Origin of the sequence: Novosphingobium sp. CCH12-A3 (genome assembly GCF_001556015.1) — a bacterium.
Lineage (GTDB): Bacteria > Pseudomonadota > Alphaproteobacteria > Sphingomonadales > Sphingomonadaceae > Novosphingobium > Novosphingobium subterraneum.
Window position 1 is genome coordinate 1 of sequence record NZ_LSIA01000188.1, and the last position, 4,188, is coordinate 4,188.

The 4,188-nt window shown below is 62.9% G+C and carries 5 protein-coding genes; 1 reads left to right on the forward strand and 4 read right to left on the reverse strand.

Annotation, left to right across the window (positions count from 1 at the left end; translation table 11 throughout):
- Nucleotides 1–510: 510 nt before the first annotated feature.
- The 4 genes from AX703_RS14520 to AX703_RS14535 form a co-directional block, all read right to left on the reverse strand.
- On the reverse strand, nucleotides 511–951 hold the full coding sequence (locus tag AX703_RS14520; RefSeq protein WP_039333396.1) for a biopolymer transporter ExbD: 441 nt from the start codon (nucleotides 949–951) through the stop codon (nucleotides 511–513).
- Nucleotides 952–996: 45 nt separating this feature from the next.
- Entirely contained in the window at nucleotides 997–1,524 is a 528-nt protein-coding gene (locus AX703_RS14525) for a biopolymer transporter ExbD (protein WP_082013322.1), read from the reverse strand.
- Nucleotides 1,525–1,644: 120 nt separating this feature from the next.
- The gene (locus AX703_RS14530; RefSeq protein ID WP_062345057.1) at nucleotides 1,645–2,400 is read right to left on the reverse strand and encodes a MotA/TolQ/ExbB proton channel family protein; all 756 of its coding nucleotides are present in this window, start codon (nucleotides 2,398–2,400) and stop codon (nucleotides 1,645–1,647) included.
- 81 nt (nucleotides 2,401–2,481) lie between these two features.
- Nucleotides 2,482–3,144 carry an energy transducer TonB gene (locus AX703_RS14535; RefSeq protein ID WP_062345059.1) on the reverse strand — a complete coding sequence of 221 codons (663 nt, stop codon included), beginning with the start codon at nucleotides 3,142–3,144 and terminating at the stop codon, nucleotides 2,482–2,484.
- Nucleotides 3,145–3,525: 381 nt separating this feature from the next.
- On the opposite strand from AX703_RS14535, the gene AX703_RS14540 reads away from it, so the two are divergent.
- Nucleotides 3,526–4,188: hypothetical protein (locus tag AX703_RS14540; protein ID WP_062345060.1), on the forward strand; the 663-nt coding region annotated here is incomplete at its 3' end.

Genomic DNA, 4,188 nt, shown 5'->3' on the forward strand with positions numbered 1-4,188 from the left:
TCCCGCGCCCCATCCCTTGCGTGCCACAACGGCACCGCACCGGTCGCGCGATCTGCAAGCTTCCCACCGGCGTCACCGGTCCGCATTCGCCAGCGGATGATGCTCTTTGTTGGAGAGAAGAAGGGTTTCTCGCAGAGGCGCGGAGCGAGCAGAGATCGCGGAAAAGAGTACGGCTTGCGCCCGGGCTGTCATGCATAAAGACGGGAAGACGCAAAGGGATTGCGCGCGCCGCAGGCCTTCAGTGCCGATCGCACGAAATGCCAGCATTGTGAGGCGGCTTTGCCACATGGCGCGCCATCTTCGCGTCTTTGCGTCGTTGGGTCAGATACCTCTTTCTTCTCTGCGATCTCTGCTCCCTCTGTGCCTTTGCGAGATACAAGCGCGTAACCTTCTCCGCGCCTCCGCGCGAAACACCCTTCCCAAGCAGGCGTGGGTGCAGAAGCTTTGCCACAACAAAAAAGGGAGCGGTTCGCACCGCTCCCTCTTGTCTTCAGCCCTCGGGCTAAGTCCTTAGTTCGGACCCTTTTCGAAAGTGGCGAAGTTCTCGTTGCCGACGAAGCCGAACTTCGTGACCTTGGCGTCCGTGATGATCTTCATCAGCCGGTTCGCGATCTCGTAGCTGGCGAATTCCTCGGGCTGGAACTGCAGTTCCGGCTCGGGGTTGATCCCCTTCGTCGAGGCGATGATCGAGACCAGCTGGCCTTCGCTTACCGAAGCACCATTCCAGAGGATCTGGTTGGTCGCGGTCAGCACCAGCTTGTTCTTGATCGGATCGATCGTGACGTTGTTGGGGATGTTCGTCGGCTGCGGGAGGTCGATGTTCACCGCATGCGTGGCCACCGGGATGGTGATGATGAACATGATGAGGAGAACGAGCATGACGTCGATCAACGGCGTCGTGTTCATTTCCATCATCGGCGAGCCATCATCCTTGCCGCCGCTCATTGCCATGGTTGGTACTCCTGTTCGCTCTCTGGACCTGTCGAGGGTCCGGGCTTAGCCCGGATCGACCGGCGTCGAGATGAAGCCGACTTTGGGATAGCCAGCGGACTGGACGTTGTAGATGGCCCCTGCGATGCACTTCCACGGCACGTTCACGTCGCCACGGATATGCACTTCGGGGATCTTCTCGGGGTCCATGTTGGCGGCGCCGCCTTCACGCTTCACGATCGCATCGAGGCGATTGAAAGCCTGCTGGTACAGCTCCTGGTTGTCCACCGGGGTGATGTTGTTGAAATAGACGCGGCACTGGCCGGTGCGCGAAGAACCCTCGTAACCGGGTTCCTTCGGGCTACGGCCTGCGGCGTCCGTCGAGACGACCGACAGCATCAGGTTCTCGACCTTGTCCTGCGATTCCTCGCTGACAAGCACGGGGACTTTGAGCTTCTCGATCGACTGGATCGCGACGGGCACCGCGATGAGGAAGATGATCAGCAGCACCAGCATCACGTCCACGAGCGGCGTGGTGTTGATGTCCGACATCGGGCGTTCTTCTCCGCCAGCGCCGCCTACAGACATTGCCATGGGTTACATCCTATCCGTTTTGAGCCGCGAGAGGGGCCGGAGCGATCCGGAGAAAGACTCCGGCCTGGGACCCGCGTTCCGGAAAGGGGCCGGCGACATGCCGCCGACCCGGTTCTTTGCTTACTTCTTGACCGGAGCGGCCGGGGTGGCCGGAGCAGCCGGAAGAGCAGGCTTCACAGCGCCCTTCGAGTTGATGTTCGCCAGGATGTCGGTCGAGAAGCCCGAGAGCAGCTCTGCGATCTTCTTGTTGCGAGCCTGCAGCCAGTTGTAGGCAAGCACGGCCGGAACGGCGACGAGCAGACCCAGCGCGGTCATGATCAGAGCTTCACCGACCGGACCTGCGACCTTGTCGATCGAGGCCGAACCGGCGAGGCCGATGTTGATCAGCGCGTTGTAGATGCCGACCACGGTACCGAACAGACCGATGAACGGAGCGGTAGCACCGACGGTGGCGAGGAACGGAAGGCCGCCGGCGAGGCGAGCGTTCACGAACGCTTCCGAGCGGGCGAGCGAACCGTGCAGCCAGTCATGGGCTTCCATGGCGTCGATCATCTTGCCGTGCTGGTCTTCGGCGGCGATGCCGTCGTCGACGATCTGGCGCCATGCCGAGTTCTTTTCGAGCTTCGCAGCGCCTTCCCGCAGCGAGGGAGCGCGCCAGAACGTGCCGATGTTCTTGTACTGGCCGATGATCTTGTTCTGCTCCATGAGCTTGGTGAACAGGATGTAGAACGAACCGAACGACATGATCGCGAGGATCACGAGGGTGGCGATGCCGATCCAGTTCGGCTGACCGTTCGGGAACAGGGCTTCCTTGATGCCGAAGGACTTCTGCGGCGCTGCGGCGCCAGCGGCGGCAGCAAGAGCGTAGATGAACATTGCGAGTCTTCCTCTTCAATTCAAATCAAAGTGCGTGAGTGCCGGTCGGACCAGGCTCTCGTGTCAGTTCCGCGGTGCGGATCAATCCTTCGGGATGACCCAGCGGATCGAGTTCGAATACGAGCCCGTGGTCGGCTGGCCTTCACCGTCGGTCGCGGGCGTGAAACGCGCGCGGCGGCGGACGTTGGCGCAGGTCGCCTCGTCAAGATCCGGGCTGCCTGAAGATCTGGTGATCTGGCAGTCCGTCACCTTGCCGTCGGTACCGACCGTGACACGGAAACCCGTGGTGCCTTCACGCTCTTCGCGAAGCGCACGCGAGGGGTAGTCGTTCGACGTCGCCCAGTTGCCGGGATTGCCCTTTGGCGCAGCGCCCTTGGGCTGGAAGCGCGGCGGGGGCGGAGCGGCCGGCGGTGCAGGAAGCGCAACCGGCGCCGGCGGAGCCGGAATCGGAGGAGCTTCATTGACCGTCTGGACCTGCGGAGCCGGCGCGTTGAAGCTGATCGGCGGCGGAGGCGCGACGATCGGCGGCGGCGGCGTGTTCTCCTTCGGAGGCGGCGGCGGCGGCGGCTCCTCCGGCGGCTTCTCTTCCTCGATTTGAACCGCGGAGGTCACCTCTTTGACCTTCTTGAACGCCTCTTGAGCCAGGCCCGTAACGAGCGCGTAGCCAACGGCGACATGAAGAATCGCAACGACGATGAGCGCGGTGATCTTGTTACCGCTCATCTGTTGGTCAGCGTATGCCATTCAGCTCCAATACTCCTGATCGCCCACCCGGGCCCGGAGCACGCGCATGACGGCCCTGACCAAGGTGGTGCCCGCGCGCAGGATCACCGTCCTGCCCGAAGGCCAATCCAGCAAATTTCAATCCACCCTGCCGGCAACCCGGTCCGCCGACATCAAACCAGGGGGTTTGGCGGCGGCAAGCGTCGGGCTGCTTGTTTTGGATTGCCCGAACCGGCGCATCTTTAACGGCGAAGCCAAAGGCGCGCAAATGCTTTATCCGTTAACTCGTGATTCATGGTTGCACTGCCTGAAATCAGCCAGAAACGAAGCGCGGATTCCGCCGGAGACCCTGTTATGCCTAGGTTTGTATCGAATGCTGCGCTCCCTGCCGCTGCCTTCGCAATGCTCTTTTCAGGATTCGCAGCCACCTCGGCCAGCGCTCAGCAATCAGCGATTCGGCGTGATGACGGCGCTGTCACCGCCGGGGCGGCGCCTTCTCTTACCTACGCCGACCTTGCCTCGCTGGCCGACGCTGCCGAGACCGTGCTGCGCGTGCAGGTGCGCAAGGCATCGCGGCTCAAGCCCGAACAGGCTCCCGGCGTAGCCCCGGGAATGGCCCGCGTGCTGATCGAAGCCCGCACCCAGACCGTGCTGACTGGCCCCGCCATGGGCGAGACCGTGCGCTATCTGGCCGATGTTCCGCTCGATGCCCGGGGGAAAGTCCCGAAGCTTTCGAAGGCGGTCATGCTGCTGTTTGCACGGACCGTGCCCGGTCGCGCCGGAGAGATCAGCCTTGTCGATGCGGGCGCGCAGTTGCCCTGGTCGGGCGAAACCGAGATGCGGACGCGCGCGATTCTCACCGAAATGCTTTCGCCCGACGCGCCGCCGCGGATCAAGGGCGTGCGCGAGGTCCTCCATGTTCCCGGCAATCTTGTCGGCGAAGGCGAGACGCAGGTGTTCCTGCAAACCCAGAACAATGCGCCGGTGTCACTCTCTGTCGTCCGCCGCCCGGGCATGGAGCGGACCTGGGGCGTCAGCCTGTCCGAGATCGTCGACCAGGCAGCC

Excerpts from the sequence above, each read along its gene's own strand:
- AX703_RS14525 (WP_082013322.1), bottom strand. The coding sequence starts at position 1,524 with ATGGCAATGTCTGTAGGCGGCGCTGGCGGAGAAGAACGCCCGATGTCG.
- AX703_RS14535 (WP_062345059.1), bottom strand. The coding sequence starts at position 3,144 with ATGGCATACGCTGACCAACAGATGAGCGGTAACAAGATCACCGCGCTC.
- AX703_RS14530 (WP_062345057.1), bottom strand. The coding sequence starts at position 2,400 with ATGTTCATCTACGCTCTTGCTGCCGCCGCTGGCGCCGCAGCGCCGCAG.
- AX703_RS14520 (WP_039333396.1), bottom strand. The coding sequence starts at position 951 with ATGGCAATGAGCGGCGGCAAGGATGATGGCTCGCCGATGATGGAAATG.